Raw genomic sequence first — 19,343 nt, forward strand, 5'->3', positions numbered from 1 at the left:
ACGCCAACGCGAGATGCGATGGCCGGGCCGACGAGAACATATAATTGTCGCATAGATACCACGGACTTCCCGGATGCCTAATCTTTCCCCCGCGCTGGCCTTCAGCGTTCTCTTCGTGGCCGCGGTGCTGGCCATGGTCGCGACCAAGCTCTGGCTCGCCTCGCGGCAGGTCCGCTTCGTCGCCGCGCATCGCGACGCGGTGCCCGCGCAGTTCGCGGCCACCATCCCGCTCGCGGCGCATCAGCGCGCCGCCGACTACACGGTCGCGCGCACGCGCCTCGGCATGGTCGAGATCGTGCTGTCCACCATCGTGCTGATCGCGCTCACGCTGCTCGGCGGCGTGCAGGCCATCGACCTCGGTATTTCCGACTGGCTCGGGCGCGACTACGTCGGCCAGATCGCGCTGGTCGGCGCGGTGCTCGCAGTCAGCGGCCTGATCGAGCTACCGCTCGACTACTATCGCCAGTTCGTGGTCGAGGAGCGCTTCGGCTTCAACCGCATGACGCGCCGCATCTTCTTCGCCGACCGCATCAAGGGTCTCGTGATCGGCGCGCTGTTCGGCATTCCGCTGCTGTTCGTGGTGCTCTGGCTCATGAAGCAGGCGGGCAGCCTCTGGTGGCTCTGGACGTGGGTCGTCTGGGTCGCGTTCCAGATGCTCGTGCTGGTGCTCTACCCCACCTTCATCGCGCCGCTGTTCAACAAGTTCGAACCGCTGCGCGACGAAGCACTGCGCTCGCGCATCGAGGCGCTGATGCAGCGCTGCGGCTTCGCGGCCAAGGGCCTGTTCGTGATGGACGGCAGCCGCCGCTCGGCGCACGGCAACGCCTATTTCACGGGCTTCGGCGCGGCCAAGCGCATCGTCTTCTTCGACACGCTGCTCGCGCGCCTCTCGGGCAGCGAGATCGAAGCCGTGCTCGCGCACGAACTCGGCCACTTCAAGCGCCGTCACGTGATCAAGCGCATGGTCGTGACCTTCGCGATCAGCCTCGTGCTGCTCGGCGTGCTCGGCTGGCTCACGCAGCGCGTGTGGTTCTACGAAGGTCTCGGCGTGCGTCCGTCGCTGCTCGGCGGCAACGAGGGCCTCGCGCTCGTGCTGTTCTTCATCGCGGTGCCGGTGTTCCTGTTCTTCGTCACGCCGCTCGGCAGCCTCAGCTCGCGCAAGCACGAGTTCGAGGCCGACGCCTTCGCGGCCACGCAGACCGACGCGCAGCAGCTCGTCAACGCGCTCGTGAAGCTCTACGAGGACAACGCGTCCACGCTCACGCCCGACCCGCTCTACACGGCGTTCTACTACTCGCATCCGCCGGCTTCGCAGCGGATCGACCGCCTGCTGTCGCACGCATGAGCCGGCGCGCCCCGAAATCCGCCGGCGCGAGCGCCTCGTCGGCGGGACAGGCTGCTGCGGCCACGCTGCACGGCGTCGTGATCGCGGCGCACGGCCGCCACTACCTCGTCGCCCCCGACGACGGCGGCGCGCCGCTGCAGTGCTTCCCGCGCGGCAAAAAGAGTGAAGTCGCGGTCGGCGACCGCGTCGACTATCAATCGACGTCCGCCGACCAGGGCGTGATCGTGGCAATCGGCGAGCGGCGCAACCTGCTCTATCGCTCCGACCAGTTCAAGTCGAAACTCTTCGCGGCGAACCTCGACCAGTTGCTGATCGTGCTCGCCACCGAGCCGCATTTCAGCGAGGACCTGCTCGGGCGCGCGCTCGTGGCCGCCGAGGCCAACGGGCTCACGCCGATCATCCTGCTCAACAAGATCGACCTCGTGGCCGTGCTGCCGCTCGCGCGCCAGCGTCTGGAACGCTATCGCGCGCTGGGCTATACGGTGCTCGAAGTGTCGGAAAAGCAGCATCCCGAGGAAGCGCACGCGATTCTCTCCGCGCATCTGAACGGCCATCAGACGATCCTGCTCGGCCAGTCGGGCATGGGCAAATCGACGCTCGTGAACCTGCTGATTCCCGACGCCGAAGCGGCCACGCGCGAGATCTCGACCGCGCTCAACAGCGGCCGCCACACCACGACGTTCACGCGGCTCTACAAGCTGCCCGGCGGCGGCGCGCTGATCGATTCGCCGGGCTTCCAGGAGTTCGGGCTGTATCACCTGACCGAAGGCACGCTCGAGCGCGCGTTCCCCGAGTTCCGGCCGCTGCTCGCGCATTGCCGCTTCTACAACTGCCATCACCTGCACGAGCCGGGCTGCGCGGTGCTCGAAGCGGTCGCCGATGGCCGCGTCGCGCCCGAGCGTCACGCGCTCTACGCGCAGCTCGTGCACGAGATCAGCCAGATCGTGCGCTAAAGGCCGCCCGGCAGCCATGCTCAAGCTCGTCCGCGCGCCCAATGTGGTGATCGCCCAGCACTGGATGAACATCCTCGCCACGGCCGGCGTGCCCTGCGAGTTGCACAACCGCTATCTGAGCGGCGCGATGGGCGAGATTCCGGCCGAGCAGTGCGCGCCCGAGATCTGGCTCATCGACGAGCGCGACGAAACGCTCGCGCGCAAGCTGATCGCCGCCGCCACCAGCGGCCCGCCGCCCGGCGCGCGGCCGTGGCGCTGCACGCAATGCGGCGAGACGCTGGAGCCGCAATTCACGGTCTGCTGGCAGTGCGGACGCGAGCGCGATCCGCTCGACGATTGAGGCGGCGCGCGCAGCAGCCGTTTCTCCGCGCCAAAATGCAAAAGGCCCGCGCAAGATGCACGGGCCTTTTTTATTCGCTTGCCGCAGCGCGGCGCGGGCTCACACTGGCGCTCAAACCCAGAGCGCGATGGTCAGCATGAGCAGCAGGATCATCCACAGGATCACAGCGCGCCAGACGAGGCCCACGGCCGATTGCAGCGTGCGCGGCGTGCAGTCGTCGCCGACCGTGTAGGGTCCGCCCTCGCCCGGCTGCGCGATCGCGTCGACGCTCGACTGTTCCGCGAGCGGACCCGACAGGCGCGCGCCCAGCGCGCCGCTGCCGGTCGCGAGCAGCACGCCTTCGTTGGTGTCGGGCCACTGGTTCGTGTGGTTGCGCCACGCGTAGATCGCATCTTCGAAGTTGCCGACGATCGCGAAACCCAGCGACGTAAGACGCGCCGGAATCCAGTCGATCACGAAGAACACGTGCTGCGCGAAGTTCGAGAAGGCTTCGGTGCGGTCGTCGGCCGGACGCGACCATTCGCGCGCGAGGTACTCGGAGAGGCGGTACAGCACCGCGCCCGCCGGCCCGATCGGCACGAGGAACCAGAAGAACACGCCGAACACGTGACGATGCGAGGCCACCACCGCATGGATGAGCGTGTGGCGCACGATCTCGCTCACGGGCATGTCCACGGCGTCGATGCCGGTCCATTCGGTGAGGATTTCACGCGCGCGCGGCACGTCGTCGTTGTTGAGCGCGAGGTGGATGTCGGTGAAATAGTGGCTGAACTGGCGGAAGCCGAGCGTGAAGTACACCACTACCACGTTCCAGAGGAACGCCAGCACGAAGCTGATGTGGTACAGCACGTAATAGACGAGCGCCGTGACGAGCGTCCAGGGCAGCACGACCACGAGCCAGGCGAGTACGCCGTGCTTCTGCTTGCCCGCGTCGAAGCCGTGGGCGGCCCATTCCGCATTGAGGCGCACGAGCGCCATGACCGGGTTGTTGGGCGACAGCGCCCGCACCTGTTCGATGACGAGAGCCAGCAATACGGAAAAGAAGGTCATGCGACGCGCCGTGCGATTCGAGTGTTAGAAAGGTGCTGCAAAGATATCACAGGGCCAGATGTGCCTGAGCGTCTGGCGGCAAAGACACAACAGCAACACGATATCGGCACAACGATGCGCATTCTTGAGGACCGGCGGCGCTCGCTCGCGCCGCCTCAGGCGAGCAGGAAGCGATAGAAGTTGCGCAGCATGCCCGCCGTCGCGCCCCAGATGAAATGCGTGCCGCCCACGCCGCCCGCCTCACGCGTCGCGCCGGGCTGCACGCCCTGCTGCGGATAGGGCATCGCGAAGAAACGGCGCTCGCCGCCTTCCCAGCGCCAGACGCGCACTTCGTGATGCGCGGGGTTCATCAGGAAGCCGAGCGGCACCTCGAAGATGCTCGCCACTTCGAGCGAATCGGCCGCGAGCGTGAACGGCTCGTGCACGAGTCCCACCACGGGCGTGACGCGGAAACCCGTGCCCGTGAGGTAATCGGGCAAGGCGCCCAGCACTTCGACGCGCGCCGGATCGAGATCGACCTCCTCGTGCGCCTCGCGCAGCGCGGCGGCGATCGGCGTGGGGTCGGAGGGTTCGCGGCTGCCGCCGGGGAAACTGACCTGGCCGGCGTGATTGCTGAGATTGTCGGCGCGCTGCGTGAGCAGGACCGTGAGACCCGAGGGACGCATCGCGATCGGCATCAGCACCGCGGCCTCGCGCGGATCGCGGATCTCCAGCACACGCGCCTCCTGCGGCTCCGGCTGCCAGGGCAGGCGTTGCTCGAAGCGCGCACGCAGGCCGTCCGGCGTAAGCCGTTCGGCGGCGATGAGGGGCAGATCGGCGCCCGTCGATTCGATCGGCAGGCTTTCGGGTTCAAATACTGGACGGATCAACGGCTGACTCGGGATTCGGGCACAGGAAAGTATTTTGCGGCCAAAAAGAAAAAAGCACCCCGAAGGGTGCTTCTTTCTTACAGCTTTTACGCCTGTGCGGCCGGAGCAGCTGCGCGGTCTTTCGACACCAGCTTTTCCTTGATACGTGCCTTCTTGCCCGACAGGTTGCGCAGGTAGTAGAGCTTCGCGCGACGCACGTCGCCGCGGCGCTTCACCACGATGCTTGCCAGCAGCGGCGAGTACGTCTGGAACGTACGCTCGACGCCTTCGCCCGACGAGATCTTGCGCACGATGAACGCCGAGTTCAGACCGCGGTTACGCTTTGCGATCACGACGCCTTCGTATGCCTGAACGCGCTTGCGGTTACCTTCAACCACGTTCACGTTCACGATCACCGTATCGCCAGGAGCGAATTCGGGGATGGTTTTCTCGCCCAGCACGCGCTGGATTTCTTCCTGCTCGAGTTTTTCGATCAGATTCATGAATGACTCCGTAAGCCATCTTGTCGGCGTTCGTACCTGCGCCGGATTGCGGCAGCACGGCCCCGATAGAGGATGGATTCACAACTGGCACCGTTCACGCATGAAGCGGCGCCGCCTTGGGCGTCTCGCGCCCTGTCCGCCCGAAGCCTTACGCTTCGCTCGAACCCTTCGCGAGACTAGCGAGCCATGCCTCGTCGGCACGGCTCAACATCTTGTTCTTGCGAGCCCGCGCGATCAGATCGGGCCGCTTGTGAAACGTGTTGCGCAGCGATTCGCGGCGGCGCCATTGCTCGATTTCCGCATGATGGCCGCCGAGCAGCACATCGGGCACCCGCACGCCGTCGTATTCCTCCGGCCGCGTGTAATGCGGACAGTCGAGCAGACCGTCGACGAAACTATCCTGCACCGCCGAGAGCGCGTCGTTCAGCACGCCCGGCAGCAATCGCACCACTGCATCCATCAGCGCCATCGCCGGCAGCTCGCCGCCGGACAGCACGAAGTCGCCCAGACTGACTTCCTCGTCGACGTAACGGTCGACGAGACGCTGGTCGATCGCCTCGTAGCGCCCGCACAGGATCACGAAACCGGATTCCTGGGCGAACTCCACGGCGCGCTCGTGCGTGAGCGGCTTGCCTTGCGGCGACATCAGCAGCACGCGCGGTGAAGGCGCGCCCTGCTCCGCCTGCGCGGCTTTCGCCGCGCCGATGGCCGCTTCGAGCGGCTTGGCCAGCATGACCATGCCGGGGCCGCCGCCGTAAGGGCGATCGTCGATGGTGCGGTAGTTGTCGGTCGTGAAATCGCGCGGATTCCACGTACGCAGCGTATAGCGCTCCTGCTTCGCGGCCCGGCTGGTGATACCCCAGTCGGTGATCGCGCGAAACATCTCGGGAAAGAGCGTGACGACATCGAACTGCATCGCTCTCTCCGTTCAGCGAATCAGCACAGCAGGATCAAAAATCGGCATCCCAGTCGACGACAATGCGTTTCGCCGCCAGGTCAACCGTCTTCACAAACACGCCGACGAACGGGATCAGCCGCTCGCCGGTGACAGGCTTGCCGTCTTTGCCCGCCGAGGGATACTCGACGCGCAACACCGACTGCGCACCGTTGTCGATGAGACCGGCGACCTTGCCGAGCTCAACACCCGCCTCGTTGGCGACGTCGAGACCGATCAGATCGACCCAGTAATACTCGTCGGTTTCCGGCGCGGGAAAATCGGCGCGGCTCACGTAGATGCGTGCACCGCGCAACTGCAGCGCGGTGTCGCGGTCGGCGATTGCGTTCAATTGCCCGACGACGGAGTCGCCGTGCACCTTGGCGCTCGCGCGCACCGCGGAATGCAGCGTGGGACGCTCGCGGCCCTTGAGGAACCACCAGCGTTTCGCTGCGATGAGCGCACGGCCGCCTTCGGCGTGCGGCGCGATCTTCAGCCCGCCTTTGAGGCCATAGGCATCGATCACGGCGCCGACTTCGACCGCGTCGGCCGGCCAGCTCGCCTCAGATTCAGCGCGCAGGCCTTCGCCTTTTGCGGCGCTCTGGGTGGCGTTTTCACGCACCACTTCGCGCACCGGCGCCTTGCGCGCGAACGCGCCGAACGACGGCGCGGTGCGCCCGCCGGTCTTGCCACTGCTCTGCGATACCTCGCCCTTAGCCTTGGCGTCCGCTTTTGCGTCGTCATGCTCGGGCATGGACAAACCTCGCAGCCAGCTTGATGTCGTACACGCGGCTTACGCTGCGCGCACTGGGGTGAAACAGGTGAAAGACTGCGGCAAGACCGGGTACAAAACCGTAGTCAAGCGACGCAGCCCAGCAAGCACATACTCAGGCAGCCACTTAAGCAGCCGGAGCAGCCTTTTGCGATTGCTTCACGAGACGCTCGACAGCCGGCGACATTTGCGCGCCGTTTTCCTGCCAGTACGTCACGCGATCTTGAGCGATACGCAGCGTTTCACCCTTGGTAGCGACCGGGTTGTAGAAGCCCACGCGCTCGATGAAACGGCCGTCGCGACGGTTACGCGAATCGGTTGCGACGATGTTGTAGAACGGGCGCTTCTTCGAGCCGCCGCGTGCCAGACGGATGATAACCATACTAGAATCCTTGAAAACCGGGGGTTCGGGACTACTGAAACATGCGATTATAGCCCGAAACCAATGGCATAACAAACACTTAACTGGAATCTGCTCGGAGACCCTGTGAAAAACACCGGGGAAAGCGACGATGCACGATGATCGACCCGCGCTTCGCGTCCGCCTCGCACGGGCGTTCCAGCGTTTGACGGCGCGGCCCGGCGCCCTGCTCGCCCGCTTTTTCGGCCGCCGCCACGATGCCGCCCGGACGGCCACGCTTGATCCGCTGTTCGATCCCACCCTGTATCTGTACCGCAACAGATCGCGCCTGCCGAACGCGGTGATGCGCCTCGCCATCGCGCTGTCGATACCGCTGTCGATGCTCCTGCTCGCGCCGTTCGCGCGCGCGGCCCTGCCGATCGAGCGCATCCAGCTGCCGCCGGGCTTCCATATCGAAGTCCTCTCCGACGACGTGCCCGCCGCGCGCGAAATGACGCTCTCGCCGCAAGGCATTCTCTACGTGGGCAGCATGGACAGCCGCGTCTACGCGCTCGAACTGCGCGACGGCCGGGCCGTGAAGCGGCATGTGGTGGCCTCGGGGCTCACCATGCCCGTGGGCGTGGCCTGGCGCGACGGCGTGCTCTATATTTCGGCGGTTTCGTCGATCGTGCGGCTCGACGGCATCGACACCCATCTGGACGATCCGCCCAAACCCGCCGTGGTCACCGCCTCGCTGCCCGATTCGCGCCATCACGGCTGGAAGTTCATCGCCTTCGGTCCCGACGGCAAGCTCTACGTGCCGCAAGGCGCGCCGTGCAACGTCTGCCTGCCCGCCAACGATCCGCAGCGCACGCACTACGCCATGATCGGCCGCATGGACCCGGACGGCACGCACTACGAGACCCTCGCGCGCGGCGTGCGCAACACCGTCGGGTTCGCGTGGCATCCGCGCACGCACGAACTCTGGTTCACCGACAACGGCCGCGACATGCTCGGCGACGATATCCCCTCCGACAAGCTCAACCGCCTGCCGCGCGCGGGCCTCGACTTCGGCTTTCCGTACTGTCATGGCGGCGATGTCAGCGATCCCGAGTTCGGCAAGGATCATCCGTGCAGCGCCTTCACGCCGCCGGTCGCGCAACTGGGCGCGCACGTGGCGGCGCTCGGCATGCGCTTCTATACAGGCGCGATGTTTCCGCCCGAGTATCGCGACAGCATTTTTATCGCCGAGCATGGCTCGTGGAACCGTAGCAAGAAGTCGGGCTACCGCGTCGTGCGCGTGAGCGTCGACGCGGACGGCAAGAACGCGAAACAGCAGGTGTTCGCGCAAGGCTGGCTCAACGCCGACGAAACCCAGTGGGGCCGTCCCGCCGACGTGCTGCCGCTGCCCGACGGCTCGCTGCTCATCAGCGACGATTACGCGGGCGCGATCTATCGCGTGACGTATTCGAAACCCTAAGCGCGGCTTCGACCACCGCGCGCACGTGAGCGCGAACATAAGCGCCAGGCGCTGCTGACGCGCGCGCACGCCACGTACAATGAGCCGCGCGCCCATCACGCCCTCGCCTGCTCATGTCCAATCAAAACAAACCCGCAGCACGCTTTCGCAACAAGACGCTCACCGCCGCCCTCGCCTTCCTGCTCGGCAGCCTCGGCGCGCACCGCTTCTATCTGTACGGCGCGCGCGACGTGTGGGGCTGGGCGCACATCGCCGGCACGCTGATCGGCATTCCGGGCGTGCTGCTGCTGATGGCGACCGAGCGCGCCTCGGTGCCGGGCTGGGGGCTCGCCGTGATCGGCGCGGTCTCGGTGCTCTCGGCGTTTCTGGCCGCGATCGTCTACGGCCTGCGTCCCGACGCGAAGTGGGACGCGCAATTCAACGCCGCCTTCGCAGGCCAGCGCGCGAACCGCTCGGGCTGGACCGTGATCTTCGTGGTGATCTTCTCGCTGCTGATCGGCGCGTTCCTGCTGATGACCGGTCTCGCGCTCTCGTTCCAGACGTATTTCGAATCGCAGGTCGAAGCGGCCAAGGCGATTTCGCAATAACGACGTCGCAATATGCCGCCCCAGCGCCGCCCCAACGCCGCCGCGCTCAGAACAGATCGAGCTGACGCTTCTGCACGAGCGCCTTCGCACGCACGAACTCCGACATATCGAGAATGCCGTGACGCCGCTCGTTCAGCCCGAGCCGGCGCACGGCGTTATGAAAGCGCTGCTTGAGCAGATCGGCCCATAGCCCCGTGCCCTTCATGCGCTGCGAAAACGACGACTCGTAATCCTTGCCGCCGCGCATGTCGCGCACGCGGCTCATCACGCGCTCGGCGCGCTGCGGGAAATGCGCGGCGAGCCAGTCCTGAAAGAGCGGCGCGACTTCCCACGGCAGCCGCAGCACGATATAGCTCGCGCTCGTTGCGCCCGCCTCGGCGCAGGCTTCGAGCACGCGCTCCATGTCCGGCTCGGTGACGAAGGGAATGACCGGCGCGATGCTCACGCCGACCGGAATGCCCGCCTGCGCGAGCGTGCGGATCGTACGCAGGCGGCGCGACGGCGTGGCCGCGCGCGGCTCCAGCGTGCGCGCGATGTCGGCATCGAGCGTGGTGATGGTGATCGCGGCCATGAACTGCTGACGCTCGGCCATGGGCGCGAGCAGGTCGAGATCGCGCTCGATCAGTGACGATTTCGTGATGGCCGCGAACGGATGCTGTCGTTCCGACAACACCTCGATCACGCGCCGCGTGATACGCAGCTCGCGCTCGACGGGCTGCCACGCGTCGGTGTTCACGCCGAGCGCGATCGGTTCCGGCTCGTAGTTCGGTTTAGCGAGTTCGCGCGCGAGCAGTTCGGGCGCGTTGATCTTCGCGTACAGGCGGCTCTCGAAATCGAGGCCCGGCGACAGCCCCAGATAGCTGTGCGTAGGCCGCGCGAAACAGTAGATGCAGCCATGCTCGCAGCCGCGATACGGATTGAGCGAGACGTTGAACGGAATGTCCGGCGACTGGTTGCGCGTGAGAATGCTTTTCGCGCGCTCCTCGTAGATCTGCGTGCGCAGCGCGGGCTCCGGCGTTTCACTCTCGCCGGCTTCCTCGCCCGCCTCTTCACCGCGCTCGCGCGCGTCGGACGCCGATTCGACGTGCTGCCAGCCATCGTCGTAAGCCTCGCGCTGATCGACCTCGTAGCGCCCTTGCAGGTTCGTGACCGCACCGCGTCCCTTGCGCGGCGTGGGCGGCGCGACGGGATACCAGGCGTCGGAGTCGGGGGCGCGATCGGTGTCGTTCGCGGGAGGGATGCGATTCACGGGGGCAAAAACAAAGCGTCTCGATACTGTACAAATATACAGTATCGAGACGCTTTGTCGAGCCCGAAAAACGGGGCGGCGTCGCTTGCCCGCCGGGTCGCCCCCCCCCGCTACTCGCCCACCGCGATCGTCAGCGTCTCCTTGATCTCCTCCATCACCACATAGCTTTTCGACTGCACCGCGCCGGGCAGTTGCAGCAGGATGTCGCCGAGTAGCTTGCGGTAGTCGGCCATTTCGCCGATGCGCGCCTTGATCAGATAGTCGAAGTCGCCCGACACCAGATGGCACTCGAGCACCTCGGGAATCTTCTGCACCTCGCGGCGGAACTGGTCGAACATGTTGCCGCTCTTGTGGTCGAGCGTGATCTCCACGAACACCAGCAGCGCCGCGCCCAGCACGCCCGGATTCACGCGCGCGTAGTAGCCCGTGATGACGCCGTCGCGCTCCATGCGCTTGACCCGTTCGATGCACGGCGTGACCGACAGACCGACCTGCTCCGCGAGGTCTTTCATGGCCATGCGGCCGTCCTGCTGGAGCAGTTTGAGGATGCGGTGATCGAGCCGGTCGAGCGCGCGGACCGGCTGACGCTGCGTTCTCATGCTTTTTTCCTGAAAATCAGATAAATACAATAACAAAACCTAGGCTTACAACAATAGCATAGTCGATATGACTGGCTACACCCGGATTTTCATGCCATCCGCCCTGCCGTCGACCAAAACGGCCACGCGGAGCCCCGGCAAGACCGCGTAGCCCAAACAATTACCTCTACGGAGCAGCTATGCGAGTCGTCGTGTTGGGCAGTGGTGTGGTCGGGGTGGCCAGCGCCTGGTATCTCGCCCGCGCGGGCCATGAAGTGACGGTGATCGACCGCGAGGCCGGTCCCGCGCTCGAGACCAGTTTTGCGAACGCCGGCCAGATCTCGCCGGGTTACGCCGCGCCGTGGGCGGCGCCGGGCGTGCCGCTCAAAGCCATCAAGTGGATGTTCGAGAAGCACGCGCCGCTCGCCATCCGCCTCGACGGCACGAAGTTCCAGCTGCAATGGATGTGGCAGATGCTGCAGAACTGCACGGCCGAGCGCTACGCGCAGAACAAGGGCCGCATGGTGCGTCTGGCCGAATACAGCCGCGACTGCCTGCAGGCGCTGCGCGCCGACACCGGCATCCAGTACGAAGGCCGCACGGGCGGCACGCTGCAGGTGTTCCGCACGCAGCAGCAATTCGAAGGCGCGGCGAAGGACATCGCCGTGCTCAAGGATGCCAACGTGCCGTACGAACTGCTGACCGCCGCCGAACTCGGCCGCGCGGAGCCGGCGCTCGCCGCGGTCGCGCACAAGCTCACGGGCGGGCTGCGTCTGCCCGGCGACGAAACCGGCGACTGCCAGCTGTTCACCACGCGCCTCGCCGCGATGGCCGCCGAACTCGGCGTGAAGTTCCGCTACAACACGCCGATCGACGGCCTCGCCGTGCAGGGCGACCGCATCGCGGGCGTGCAATGCGGCAGCGAACTCGTGCGCGCCGACAGCTACGTGCTCGCGCTCGGTTCGTACTCCACGAAGATGCTCGCGGGTCTCGTGAAGATTCCGGTCTATCCGCTCAAGGGTTATTCGATCACCGCGCCGATCGTCAACGCCGACGCCGCGCCGATCTCCACCGTGCTCGACGAAACCTACAAGATCGCGATCACGCGTTTCGACGACCGCATCCGCGTGGGCGGCATGGCGGAAATCGTCGGCTTCGACAAGTCGCTGAAGCAGGCGCGCCGCGAAACGCTCGAAATGTGCGTGAACGACCTGTTCCCCGGCGGCGGCGACACGGCCAAGGCCAGCTTCTGGACCGGCCTGCGCCCGATGACGCCGGACGGCACGCCCGTCGTGGGCCGCACGCCGCTCTCGAACCTGTTCCTGAACACGGGCCACGGCACGCTCGGCTGGACCATGTCGTGCGGCTCGGGCCAGTTGCTCGCCGACCTCATCTCGGGCAAGAAGCCCGCGATCAAGGCCGACGACCTCTCGGTCTATCGCTACCTCGGCGAGCAGCACGGCACGCATCGCCCGGCTTACGCGTAAGGCTTCAGGGGTTCATTCGCGGCTTCATCGAAAGCGGCAAAAAAACGGCGGCGCTCTGTCAAAGAGGCCGCCGTTTTTTCATGGGCGCGCAGTCTGCAAGCTCCGTGAATCAGAACTGATCTTCAGCGAGCGCCCGCACGGCTTCAGGCGCGTCGGGCGTGGCGTCCTCGCCGCCGGGTAGCCCGCCGATCTCGTCGAGACCCGCCAGCGCCCTTCATCCGCTGATGAACGAAAAAAGGGGCGCACGAGGCGCCCCTTTTCTGTGTCAGACGTCTTGTGATGCAGGCGTCTGGTGTTCGCGATACTTAGCCGAGTTCGTTGACGAGTTCCGGCACGACCGTGAACAGATCGCCGACGAGACCGTAATCGGCCACGCTGAAGATCGGTGCTTCTTCGTCCTTGTTGATCGCGACGATGGTCTTCGAGTCTTTCATGCCGGCCAGATGCTGGATCGCACCCGAGATGCCGACCGCGATGTAAAGCTGCGGCGCGACGATCTTGCCGGTCTGACCGACCTGATAATCGTTCGGCACGTAGCCCGCGTCGACCGCTGCGCGCGACGCGCCGAGCGCTGCGTTCAGCTTGTCTGCCAGCGGCTCCAGAACCTTGGTGTAGTTCTCGCCGCTGCCCAGACCGCGGCCACCCGAGACGATGATCTTCGCGCTCGTGAGTTCCGGGCGATCGAGCTTCGTGACTTCACGGCCGACGAATTGCGCCTTGCCGTTGTCCGCTGCCGCGTCGATCTTTTCGACCGGTGCGCTGCCGCCTTCGGCTGCAACCGGATCGAACGCCGTCGTACGCACGGTGATGACCTTGACCGGATCAGCCGATTGCACCGTGGCGATGGCGTTGCCCGCGTAGATCGGGCGCTCGAACGTGTCCGGCGCTTCAACGGCCGTGATGTCCGAGATCTGCGCGACGTCGAGCTTCGCGGCGATGCGCGGCGTGACGTTCTTGCCCGCTGCCGTCGCCGGAGCCAGGATGTGCGAGTAGTTCTTCGCGATCGACAGCACCGTGGCTTCGACGTTTTCCGCGAGGCCCTGTGCGAGTTGCGGTGCGTCGGCGAGGATCACCTTCGAAACGCCCACGATCTTCGCCGCTGCATCCGCAGCCGCTTGCGCGTTGTGGCCCGCGACCAGCACGTGCACGTCGCCGCCAATCTTCTGTGCAGCCGACACCGCGTTCAACGTCGCGGCCTTGATCGACTGATTGTCGTGTTCAGCAATAACCAGATTCGTCATTTTTCGTTGCTCCTCACAGCACCTTGGCTTCGGTCTTCAGCTTCTCGACCAGCGTCTTCACGTCGGCGACCTTCACGCCGGCGCTGCGCTTGGGCGGCTCCGAAACCTTCAGCGTCTTCAGACGCGGCGTGACGTCCACACCGAGGTCTTCCGGCTTGATCGTTTCCAGCGGCTTTTTCTTCGCCTTCATGATGTTCGGCAGCGTGACGTAGCGCGGCTCGTTCAGGCGCAGGTCCGTCGTGACGACTGCGGGCAGCGAGAGCGACAGCGTTTCCGCGCCGCCGTCGACTTCACGCGCGACCGTGGCCTTGCCGTCGGCGACCGTGATCTTCGAGGCGAAGGTCGCTTGCGGCAGGTCTGCCAGCGCGGCGAGCATCTGGCCCGTTTGATTCGAATCGTCGTCGATGGCCTGCTTGCCGAGGATGACGAGTTGCGGCTGTTCCTTGTCGACGAGCGCCTTGAGCAGCTTCGCGACAGCCAGCGGCTGGAGGTCTTCGTTCGACTCGATCAGGATCGCGCGATCCGCGCCGATCGCCAGCGCCGTGCGCAGCGTTTCCTGCGCTTGCGCGACGCCTGCGGACACAGCGATCACTTCGGTCGCGACACCCGCTTCCTTCAGACGAACGGCCTCTTCCACGGCGATTTCGTCGAACGGGTTCATCGACATTTTCACGTTGGCAATGTCGACGCCCGTGCCGTCCGACTTCACACGAACCTTCACGTTGTAATCGACTACGCGTTTGACAGGCACAAGGACTTTCATTCACATGCTCCGAAGTTACGAATACGTCAACCTGGCGGACATTATAGCGATAGCCCCGGAGGGCGCAGCTTGCCGCCAGCATTTTTCCCGCACGAACCGCTTGCTGCGGCCCGGCCAACAGTAGCGAACGATCGTGCGATTTTATGTCGAAAAAAACCCGGGCTTCAAGCCCGGGCTCCGACTGAATTCTCTATCTAATCCGTCAGCCCAGGGCTTACCACGACGCGATCACTGCGCCGCCGAACTTCTGTTCGATGTACTGCTTCACCTCCGGCGAGTGATACGCCGCCACCAGCTTGGGCGCCCAGGGCTTGTTGCGATCGGCCTCGCGGATCGCGAGGATGTTCACGTACGGGCCTTTCGGGTCCTCGATCGCGATCGCATCGGCCTTCGGCTTGAGCCCCGCTTCCATCGCGAAGTTCGTGTTGATCGCGGCGGCGTCCACGTCGTCGAGCGAGCGGGGAATCTGCGCCGCGTCCAGTTCGACGATCTTCAGCTTACTGGGGTTTTCCACGATGTCGAGCGGCGTGGCCTTCAAACCCGCGCCGTCGCGCAACTTGATGAGCCCCTGTTTTTGCAGCAGCAACAGCGCGCGACCACCGTTGGTCGGGTCGTTCGGCACCGCAATCCGCGCACCCGGCTTCAGCTCCGCGAGCGTCTTCACCTTCTTCGAGTAGATGCCCATCGGGAACGTGACCGTGTCGGCGAGCTTCACGAGCTTGTAGCCGCGATCCTTCACCTGCGCATCGAGATACGGCTGATGCTGGTAACTGTTCGCATCGAGATCGCCGCCCGCGAGCGCCGCATTCGGCTGCACGTAGTCGGAAAACTCCACGATCTTGATCGTCAGCCCGTTCTTCGCGGCCACGCGCTTCACCACTTCCATCACCTGCTCGTGCGGTCCGCCCGTGACGCCCACCTTGATGGTTTCGTCGGCGTGCGCCGCGAGCGGCGCGCACAGCGGCGCAATCAGCGTTGCCGCGCCGAGCGCGCTCGCCAGCCGGATCATGAAGCGTCGTTGCATGGCCAAACCTCTGTCTCGTTGATGTTATGGGCGCGGTGATCGGCGCGGTTTACCGCTGGTTTTCAGGCTTATTTGCAGCTTACTTGTGGCTCAAGCGCCGCACGAGCCAGTCGCCGAACGACTGCACGAGCTGCACGAACACGATCAGCACGACCACCACGAGCAGCATCACTTCGGGTTCGAAGCGCTGATAGCCGTAGCGGATGCCGAGGTCGCCCAGACCGCCGCCGCCGATCGCGCCCGCCATCGCCGAATAGCCGACGAGCGAGATGAACGTGATCGTGAGACCCGCCACCACACCGGGCAGCGACTCGGGCAGCAGCACCTTGAAGACGATCTGGCGCGTGCTCGCGCCCATCGACAGCGCAGCTTCGATCAGGCCGCGATCGACTTCGCGCAGCGCCGTTTCCACCAGACGCGCGATGAACGGCGCGGCCGAAATGGTCAGCGGCACGACGGCGGCCGCCGTGCCGATCGACGAGCCCACCACGACGCGCGTGAACGGAATCACGGCGACCAGCAGGATGATGAACGGCGTCGAACGCACCGCGTTGACGATCACGCCCATCACGCGATTGACGGCGAGGTTCTGCAGCACGCCGTTGCGGTCCGTCAGATAGAGCAGCACGCCGAGCGGCAGGCCGATGGCGGCGCCGACCAGTCCCGAGATGCCCACCATGATGAGCGTCTCCCAGAAGGACTGGACGAACATATCGAACATTTCACTCCACATGGGACAGCTCCTCCACCACCACACCCTGCTCGCGCAGCCACGTAATCGCCTGCGCGACCTTCACCGGATCGCCGGCCGCGAGCACCGCGAGCGAGCCGAACGCCTGCCCCTGGATCTCGTCGATCTGGCCGTGCAGGATGTTGAAATCGAGTTCGAAGCGGCGAATCGTTTCCGAGAGCACCGGCTGATCGACGCCCGTGCCCGTGAAGGCGAGGCGCAGCAGATGCGCGTTGCCCTTCGCGAGACGCTCGGTCACGCGCACCTTGAGCGCGGGCGGCAGTTCCTGCGCGATCACGTCGCCGAGCAGCGCGCGCGTGACTTCGTGGCGCGGCTGCAGGAACACGTCGATCACGGGACCGCTTTCCACCACGCGGCCCGCGTCGAGCACGGCCACGCGGTCGCAGACCTGTTTGATCACTTCCATCTGGTGCGTGATCATCACGACCGTGAGCTTGAGCTCGCGATTGATCTTGCGCAGCAGGTCGAGAATCGCGCGCGTGGTTTCGGGGTCGAGCGCCGACGTGGCTTCGTCGGAGAGCAGCACTTTCGGCTTGCTCGCCAGCGCGCGCGCGATGCCCACGCGCTGCTTCTGGCCGCCGCTGATCTGCGACGGATAACGGTCCTTCTGCGCCGTGAGGCCGACGAGTTCGAGCAGCGGCAGCACCGCGGCTTCGATCTCGGCGCGCTTCATGCCCGCGAGTTCGAGCGGCAGCGCCACGTTATCGAACACCGTGCGCGACGACAGCAGGTTGAAGTGCTGGAAAATCATGCCGATTTCGCGGCGCGCCTCGCGCAGGTCCGCGCTCGACAGCGACGTGAGCGTGCGGCCGTTGACGACGATGTCGCCCTCGGTCGGCCGCGTCAGCAGGTTGATGGTGCGCACGAGCGTGCTCTTGCCCGCCCCGCTGCGGCCGATGATGCCGAACACCTCGCCCTGCGGAATCGTCAGATTGACGTTGTGCAGCGCTTCGATCCAGCCTTGTGGGCCCGCGAAGCGCTGGGAAACGTTTCGAATTTCGATCATGGAAAAAACGAAACGGCGGGCGTGCCGCGCGCCGTCCGTGCACGCGATCGTTGGGATCGCCTGAACGCGTCGCGCCGGCAGACAGCCGCCGTTTGCTGGTCTGGAGTCAACTCGCCATTTTACCCTGGCGAGCCAAATTCCTTTTAATAATCCATTTCGATAAATTCATTACTGAAATTCATTAGAGTCCCAGCGCGGCAAAAAGCACGGAAAGCCCGGGGAAACCGCGGCTACACTCTGCCGTCAGACAAAAACTTACAACGACTAAAAGAGACAGCGGAGACAGCGCAGATGGAGACGACCCAGCCAATCAACGCCGCCCAGCCCGCGGCGCGCCTGCCCGACACGGTGACGCTGCGCATCCACGACGGCGCCGAACTGCCGCTCTACGCGTGGCGCACGCGCGGGACGCCGCCGCGCGCGGCCATCGCGCTGATTCACGGCCTCGCCGAACACGCGCAGCGCTACGCCGCGCTCGCGGCGCGCCTGAACGCGGCAGGCATCGACGTCTACACGATCGACCTGCGCGGCCACGGACGCGCGAGCGGCCGGCGCGCGTGGATCAACCGGTTCGACGAATATCTGGACGACGCCCAGGCGCTGATCGCGCACGCGGGCGCGCAATGCGCGGCGCGCCACACGCCGCTCTTTCTGATGGGCCACAGCATGGGCGGCGCGATCGCCGCGCTCTATGCGATCGAACGCGCGCCGCAAGGCGGCGTGCCGCTCGCGGGCCTGCTGCTGTCGAGCGCCGCGCTCGCGCCCGGCCGCGATGTGCCGCACTGGATGATCGCCGCGAGCCGCGTGATGAGCGCCGTCTGGCCGCGCTTTCCGGCGATGAAGATCGACGCCGCCCTGCTCGCGCGCGACGCCGCCGTGGTCGAGACCAATCGCGCCGATCCGCTCGTGCATCACGGCGCGATTCCGGCGCGCACGGGCGCGGAATTGCTGGAAGCGATGAAGCGCATCGAAGCGGGCCGCGCGCAGTTGCGCCTGCCCGTGCTGATCTGGCACGGCACCGCGGACAAGCTCACGGAACCCGACGGCAGCCGCGCGTTCGGCGCGCATGTGGGGTCGCCGGATCGCACGCTCACGCTCTATGAAGGCAGCTATCACGAAACGCTCAACGATCTGGATCGCGAGCGCGTGATCGCGTCGATGGTGGAATGGATCGAACGCCACAGCTGAGGCGGCGTTCGCTTTTTTAACGCTCGCTTTTCAACCTTACTTCGCGCCGCGCTTCTCGATGAAGGCCTGCACGCCGTCGAGCGCCGGGTCCGTCATCATGTTGCACGCCATGGTTTGCCCGGCGAGTTGATACGCCGCCTCGATACCCATTTCGAGCTGCCGGTAGAACAGGCCCTTGCCCGCCGCCACCGCCTCGCGCGGCTTCGCGCAAATGCTCGCAGCGAGCGCGGCCACTTCGGCATCGAGCGCGTCGGCGGCCACGACGCGGTTCAGGAGCCCTTCGCGCAGCGCTTTTTGCGCGTCGATGAACTCGCCCGTCATCAGCATTTCGAAGGCCGCCTTGCGCGACACGTTGCGCGTGAGCGGCACCGAAGGCGTCGAACAGAACAGCCCGAGATTGATGCCCGACACGGCGAAACGCGCGGTATCGGCGGCCACGGCGAGATCGCACATCGCCACGAGCTGGCAACCCGCCGCGGTGGCCACGCCGTGCACGCGCGCGATCACGGGCTGCGGCATCTTCTGGATCGCGAGCATCATCTTCGAGCAGCGCGCGAACAATTGCTTGTAGTAGTCGAGCGAAGGCGCCGCGCGCATTTCCTTGAGATCGTGGCCCGCGCAGAACGCGCGCCCCGCCGCCGCGATCACCACCGCGCGCGCGTCCGATTGCGCGAGCGCGCCGAGTTCGGTCTGCACGGCGTCGATCAGCGCTTCGGACAACGCATTAAACGCATCGGGACGATTGAGCGTGAGGCGCACGACGCCGGGCACGCCATACGCGTCATGCGCGATCTCGACGAGCGGCGCGGATTCGTGGGAAGCGTGAGCGGCAGACGACGAGGAAGACGAAGACGGCACAGCAGCGGCACACATGACGCGACACTCCTTCTAACGTTGACGTGAG

Annotated in this window: 21 protein-coding genes; 7 read left to right on the plus strand and 14 right to left on the minus strand. The window is 65.6% G+C overall.

Annotation, left to right across the window (positions count from 1 at the left end; translation table 11 throughout):
* Positions 1 to 73: 73 nt before the first annotated feature.
* Genes U4Y88_RS07785 through U4Y88_RS07795 form a run of 3 tightly spaced genes read left to right on the plus strand, consistent with a single transcriptional unit; the run spans position 74 to position 2,638 of the window.
* Positions 74 to 1,345 carry a M48 family metallopeptidase gene (locus U4Y88_RS07785; RefSeq protein WP_224013027.1) on the plus strand — a complete coding sequence of 424 codons (1,272 nt, stop codon included), beginning with the start codon at positions 74 to 76 and terminating at the stop codon, positions 1,343 to 1,345.
* On the plus strand, positions 1,342 to 2,298 hold the full coding sequence (gene rsgA / locus U4Y88_RS07790) for a ribosome small subunit-dependent GTPase A (RefSeq protein ID WP_224013026.1): 957 nt from the start codon (positions 1,342 to 1,344) through the stop codon (positions 2,296 to 2,298). Before U4Y88_RS07785 ends, rsgA begins: the two co-directional genes overlap by 4 nt.
* 16 nt (positions 2,299 to 2,314) lie before the next feature.
* On the plus strand, positions 2,315 to 2,638 hold the full coding sequence (locus U4Y88_RS07795) for a DUF2007 domain-containing protein (protein WP_321783250.1): 324 nt from the start codon (positions 2,315 to 2,317) through the stop codon (positions 2,636 to 2,638).
* A gap of 111 nt (positions 2,639 to 2,749) precedes the next feature.
* On the opposite strand, the gene U4Y88_RS07800 is transcribed toward U4Y88_RS07795, so the two are convergent.
* The 6 genes from U4Y88_RS07800 to rpsP all read right to left on the minus strand — a co-directional run bounded on the left by U4Y88_RS07800 (position 2,750) and on the right by rpsP (position 7,127).
* The gene (locus U4Y88_RS07800; protein WP_224013024.1) at positions 2,750 to 3,688 is read right to left on the minus strand and encodes a CobD/CbiB family protein; all 939 of its coding nucleotides are present in this window, start codon (positions 3,686 to 3,688) and stop codon (positions 2,750 to 2,752) included.
* A gap of 155 nt (positions 3,689 to 3,843) precedes the next feature.
* Entirely contained in the window at positions 3,844 to 4,557 is a 714-nt protein-coding gene (locus tag U4Y88_RS07805) for a CoA pyrophosphatase (RefSeq protein WP_310631431.1), read from the minus strand.
* Positions 4,558 to 4,643: 86 nt separating this feature from the next.
* The gene (gene rplS / locus U4Y88_RS07810) at positions 4,644 to 5,039 is read right to left on the minus strand and encodes a 50S ribosomal protein L19 (RefSeq protein WP_224013022.1); all 396 of its coding nucleotides are present in this window, start codon (positions 5,037 to 5,039) and stop codon (positions 4,644 to 4,646) included.
* A 148-nt stretch (positions 5,040 to 5,187) separates the two neighbouring features.
* The gene (trmD, locus tag U4Y88_RS07815) at positions 5,188 to 5,955 is read right to left on the minus strand and encodes a tRNA (guanosine(37)-N1)-methyltransferase TrmD (protein ID WP_310631432.1); all 768 of its coding nucleotides are present in this window, start codon (positions 5,953 to 5,955) and stop codon (positions 5,188 to 5,190) included.
* Positions 5,956 to 5,989: 34 nt separating this feature from the next.
* Positions 5,990 to 6,727 (minus strand): ribosome maturation factor RimM, encoded by a 738-nt coding sequence (gene rimM / locus U4Y88_RS07820; protein ID WP_321783415.1) that lies wholly within the window; start codon positions 6,725 to 6,727, stop codon positions 5,990 to 5,992.
* Positions 6,728 to 6,872: 145 nt separating this feature from the next.
* On the minus strand, positions 6,873 to 7,127 hold the full coding sequence (gene rpsP, locus U4Y88_RS07825; RefSeq protein ID WP_065061258.1) for a 30S ribosomal protein S16: 255 nt from the start codon (positions 7,125 to 7,127) through the stop codon (positions 6,873 to 6,875).
* 322 nt (positions 7,128 to 7,449) lie between these two features.
* Between rpsP and U4Y88_RS07830 the strand changes: the two genes are divergently transcribed.
* A complete protein-coding gene (locus U4Y88_RS07830; RefSeq protein WP_321783417.1) occupies positions 7,450 to 8,565 on the plus strand; it encodes a sorbosone dehydrogenase family protein in 1,116 nt (371 codons plus the stop codon).
* 113 nt (positions 8,566 to 8,678) lie between these two features.
* Positions 8,679 to 9,152, plus strand: coding sequence for an NINE protein (locus tag U4Y88_RS07835; RefSeq protein ID WP_224013020.1), 474 nt, complete (start codon positions 8,679 to 8,681; stop codon positions 9,150 to 9,152).
* Positions 9,153 to 9,198: 46 nt separating this feature from the next.
* Here U4Y88_RS07835 and U4Y88_RS07840 read toward each other — a convergent pair whose 3' ends face one another.
* Both U4Y88_RS07840 and U4Y88_RS07845 read right to left on the minus strand, forming a co-directional pair.
* Positions 9,199 to 10,392 carry a PA0069 family radical SAM protein gene (locus tag U4Y88_RS07840; protein WP_321783419.1) on the minus strand — a complete coding sequence of 398 codons (1,194 nt, stop codon included), beginning with the start codon at positions 10,390 to 10,392 and terminating at the stop codon, positions 9,199 to 9,201.
* Positions 10,393 to 10,511: 119 nt separating this feature from the next.
* Positions 10,512 to 11,000: an Lrp/AsnC ligand binding domain-containing protein gene (locus U4Y88_RS07845; RefSeq protein WP_224013019.1), complete on the minus strand. Its 489-nt coding sequence runs from the start codon at positions 10,998 to 11,000 to the stop codon at positions 10,512 to 10,514.
* A gap of 179 nt (positions 11,001 to 11,179) precedes the next feature.
* Between U4Y88_RS07845 and U4Y88_RS07850 the strand changes: the two genes are divergently transcribed.
* Positions 11,180 to 12,466 carry a D-amino acid dehydrogenase gene (locus U4Y88_RS07850; RefSeq protein WP_321783252.1) on the plus strand — a complete coding sequence of 429 codons (1,287 nt, stop codon included), beginning with the start codon at positions 11,180 to 11,182 and terminating at the stop codon, positions 12,464 to 12,466.
* Between the two features lie 305 nt (positions 12,467 to 12,771).
* On the opposite strand, the gene U4Y88_RS07855 is transcribed toward U4Y88_RS07850, so the two are convergent.
* The 5 genes from U4Y88_RS07855 to U4Y88_RS07875 all read right to left on the minus strand — a co-directional run bounded on the left by U4Y88_RS07855 (position 12,772) and on the right by U4Y88_RS07875 (position 17,251).
* Positions 12,772 to 13,707: an electron transfer flavoprotein subunit alpha/FixB family protein gene (locus tag U4Y88_RS07855; RefSeq protein WP_224013017.1), complete on the minus strand. Its 936-nt coding sequence runs from the start codon at positions 13,705 to 13,707 to the stop codon at positions 12,772 to 12,774.
* A 13-nt stretch (positions 13,708 to 13,720) separates the two neighbouring features.
* Entirely contained in the window at positions 13,721 to 14,470 is a 750-nt protein-coding gene (locus tag U4Y88_RS07860) for an electron transfer flavoprotein subunit beta/FixA family protein (protein ID WP_224013016.1), read from the minus strand.
* Between the two features lie 214 nt (positions 14,471 to 14,684).
* Positions 14,685 to 15,494 (minus strand): MetQ/NlpA family ABC transporter substrate-binding protein, encoded by an 810-nt coding sequence (locus U4Y88_RS07865; RefSeq protein WP_321783254.1) that lies wholly within the window; start codon positions 15,492 to 15,494, stop codon positions 14,685 to 14,687.
* Positions 15,495 to 15,573: 79 nt separating this feature from the next.
* Complete coding sequence (locus tag U4Y88_RS07870; RefSeq protein WP_224013014.1) at positions 15,574 to 16,227, minus strand: methionine ABC transporter permease; 654 nt, start codon at positions 16,225 to 16,227, stop codon at positions 15,574 to 15,576.
* The gene (locus U4Y88_RS07875) at positions 16,217 to 17,251 is read right to left on the minus strand and encodes a methionine ABC transporter ATP-binding protein (RefSeq protein WP_224013013.1); all 1,035 of its coding nucleotides are present in this window, start codon (positions 17,249 to 17,251) and stop codon (positions 16,217 to 16,219) included. The genes U4Y88_RS07870 and U4Y88_RS07875 overlap by 11 nt, the downstream gene beginning before the upstream one ends.
* Positions 17,252 to 17,605: 354 nt before the next feature.
* On the opposite strand from U4Y88_RS07875, the gene U4Y88_RS07880 reads away from it, so the two are divergent.
* The gene (locus tag U4Y88_RS07880; protein ID WP_415774412.1) at positions 17,606 to 18,439 is read left to right on the plus strand and encodes a lysophospholipase; all 834 of its coding nucleotides are present in this window, start codon (positions 17,606 to 17,608) and stop codon (positions 18,437 to 18,439) included.
* 36 nt (positions 18,440 to 18,475) lie between these two features.
* Here U4Y88_RS07880 and U4Y88_RS07885 read toward each other — a convergent pair whose 3' ends face one another.
* Positions 18,476 to 19,312, minus strand: coding sequence for an enoyl-CoA hydratase (locus tag U4Y88_RS07885; protein WP_321783258.1), 837 nt, complete (start codon positions 19,310 to 19,312; stop codon positions 18,476 to 18,478).
* Between the last annotated feature and the right edge of the window lie 31 nt (positions 19,313 to 19,343).

It is taken from the genome of Paraburkholderia sp. J94 (assembly GCF_905220285.1).
GTDB classification, from domain to species: domain Bacteria; phylum Pseudomonadota; class Gammaproteobacteria; order Burkholderiales; family Burkholderiaceae; genus Paraburkholderia; species Paraburkholderia tropica_A.

Bases quoted from the DNA above. Each gene is read 5' to 3' on its own strand.
- rpsP (WP_065061258.1), bottom strand. From the start codon at position 7,127: ATGGTTATCATCCGTCTGGCACGCGGCGGCTCGAAGAAGCGCCCGTTC.
- U4Y88_RS07785 (WP_224013027.1), top strand. From the start codon at position 74: ATGCCTAATCTTTCCCCCGCGCTGGCCTTCAGCGTTCTCTTCGTGGCC.
- U4Y88_RS07860 (WP_224013016.1), bottom strand. From the start codon at position 14,470: ATGAAAGTCCTTGTGCCTGTCAAACGCGTAGTCGATTACAACGTGAAG.
- U4Y88_RS07870 (WP_224013014.1), bottom strand. From the start codon at position 16,227: ATGTGGAGTGAAATGTTCGATATGTTCGTCCAGTCCTTCTGGGAGACG.
- U4Y88_RS07845 (WP_224013019.1), bottom strand. From the start codon at position 11,000: ATGAGAACGCAGCGTCAGCCGGTCCGCGCGCTCGACCGGCTCGATCAC.
- U4Y88_RS07800 (WP_224013024.1), bottom strand. From the start codon at position 3,688: ATGACCTTCTTTTCCGTATTGCTGGCTCTCGTCATCGAACAGGTGCGG.
- U4Y88_RS07875 (WP_224013013.1), bottom strand. From the start codon at position 17,251: ATGATCGAAATTCGAAACGTTTCCCAGCGCTTCGCGGGCCCACAAGGC.
- U4Y88_RS07855 (WP_224013017.1), bottom strand. From the start codon at position 13,707: ATGACGAATCTGGTTATTGCTGAACACGACAATCAGTCGATCAAGGCC.
- U4Y88_RS07865 (WP_321783254.1), bottom strand. From the start codon at position 15,494: ATGCAACGACGCTTCATGATCCGGCTGGCGAGCGCGCTCGGCGCGGCA.
- U4Y88_RS07795 (WP_321783250.1), top strand. From the start codon at position 2,315: ATGCTCAAGCTCGTCCGCGCGCCCAATGTGGTGATCGCCCAGCACTGG.
- trmD (WP_310631432.1), bottom strand. From the start codon at position 5,955: ATGCAGTTCGATGTCGTCACGCTCTTTCCCGAGATGTTTCGCGCGATC.
- U4Y88_RS07885 (WP_321783258.1), bottom strand. From the start codon at position 19,312: ATGTGTGCCGCTGCTGTGCCGTCTTCGTCTTCCTCGTCGTCTGCCGCT.
- U4Y88_RS07835 (WP_224013020.1), top strand. From the start codon at position 8,679: ATGTCCAATCAAAACAAACCCGCAGCACGCTTTCGCAACAAGACGCTC.
- rplS (WP_224013022.1), bottom strand. From the start codon at position 5,039: ATGAATCTGATCGAAAAACTCGAGCAGGAAGAAATCCAGCGCGTGCTG.
- rimM (WP_321783415.1), bottom strand. From the start codon at position 6,727: ATGCCCGAGCATGACGACGCAAAAGCGGACGCCAAGGCTAAGGGCGAG.
- U4Y88_RS07830 (WP_321783417.1), top strand. From the start codon at position 7,450: ATGCGCCTCGCCATCGCGCTGTCGATACCGCTGTCGATGCTCCTGCTC.
- U4Y88_RS07850 (WP_321783252.1), top strand. From the start codon at position 11,180: ATGCGAGTCGTCGTGTTGGGCAGTGGTGTGGTCGGGGTGGCCAGCGCC.
- rsgA (WP_224013026.1), top strand. From the start codon at position 1,342: ATGAGCCGGCGCGCCCCGAAATCCGCCGGCGCGAGCGCCTCGTCGGCG.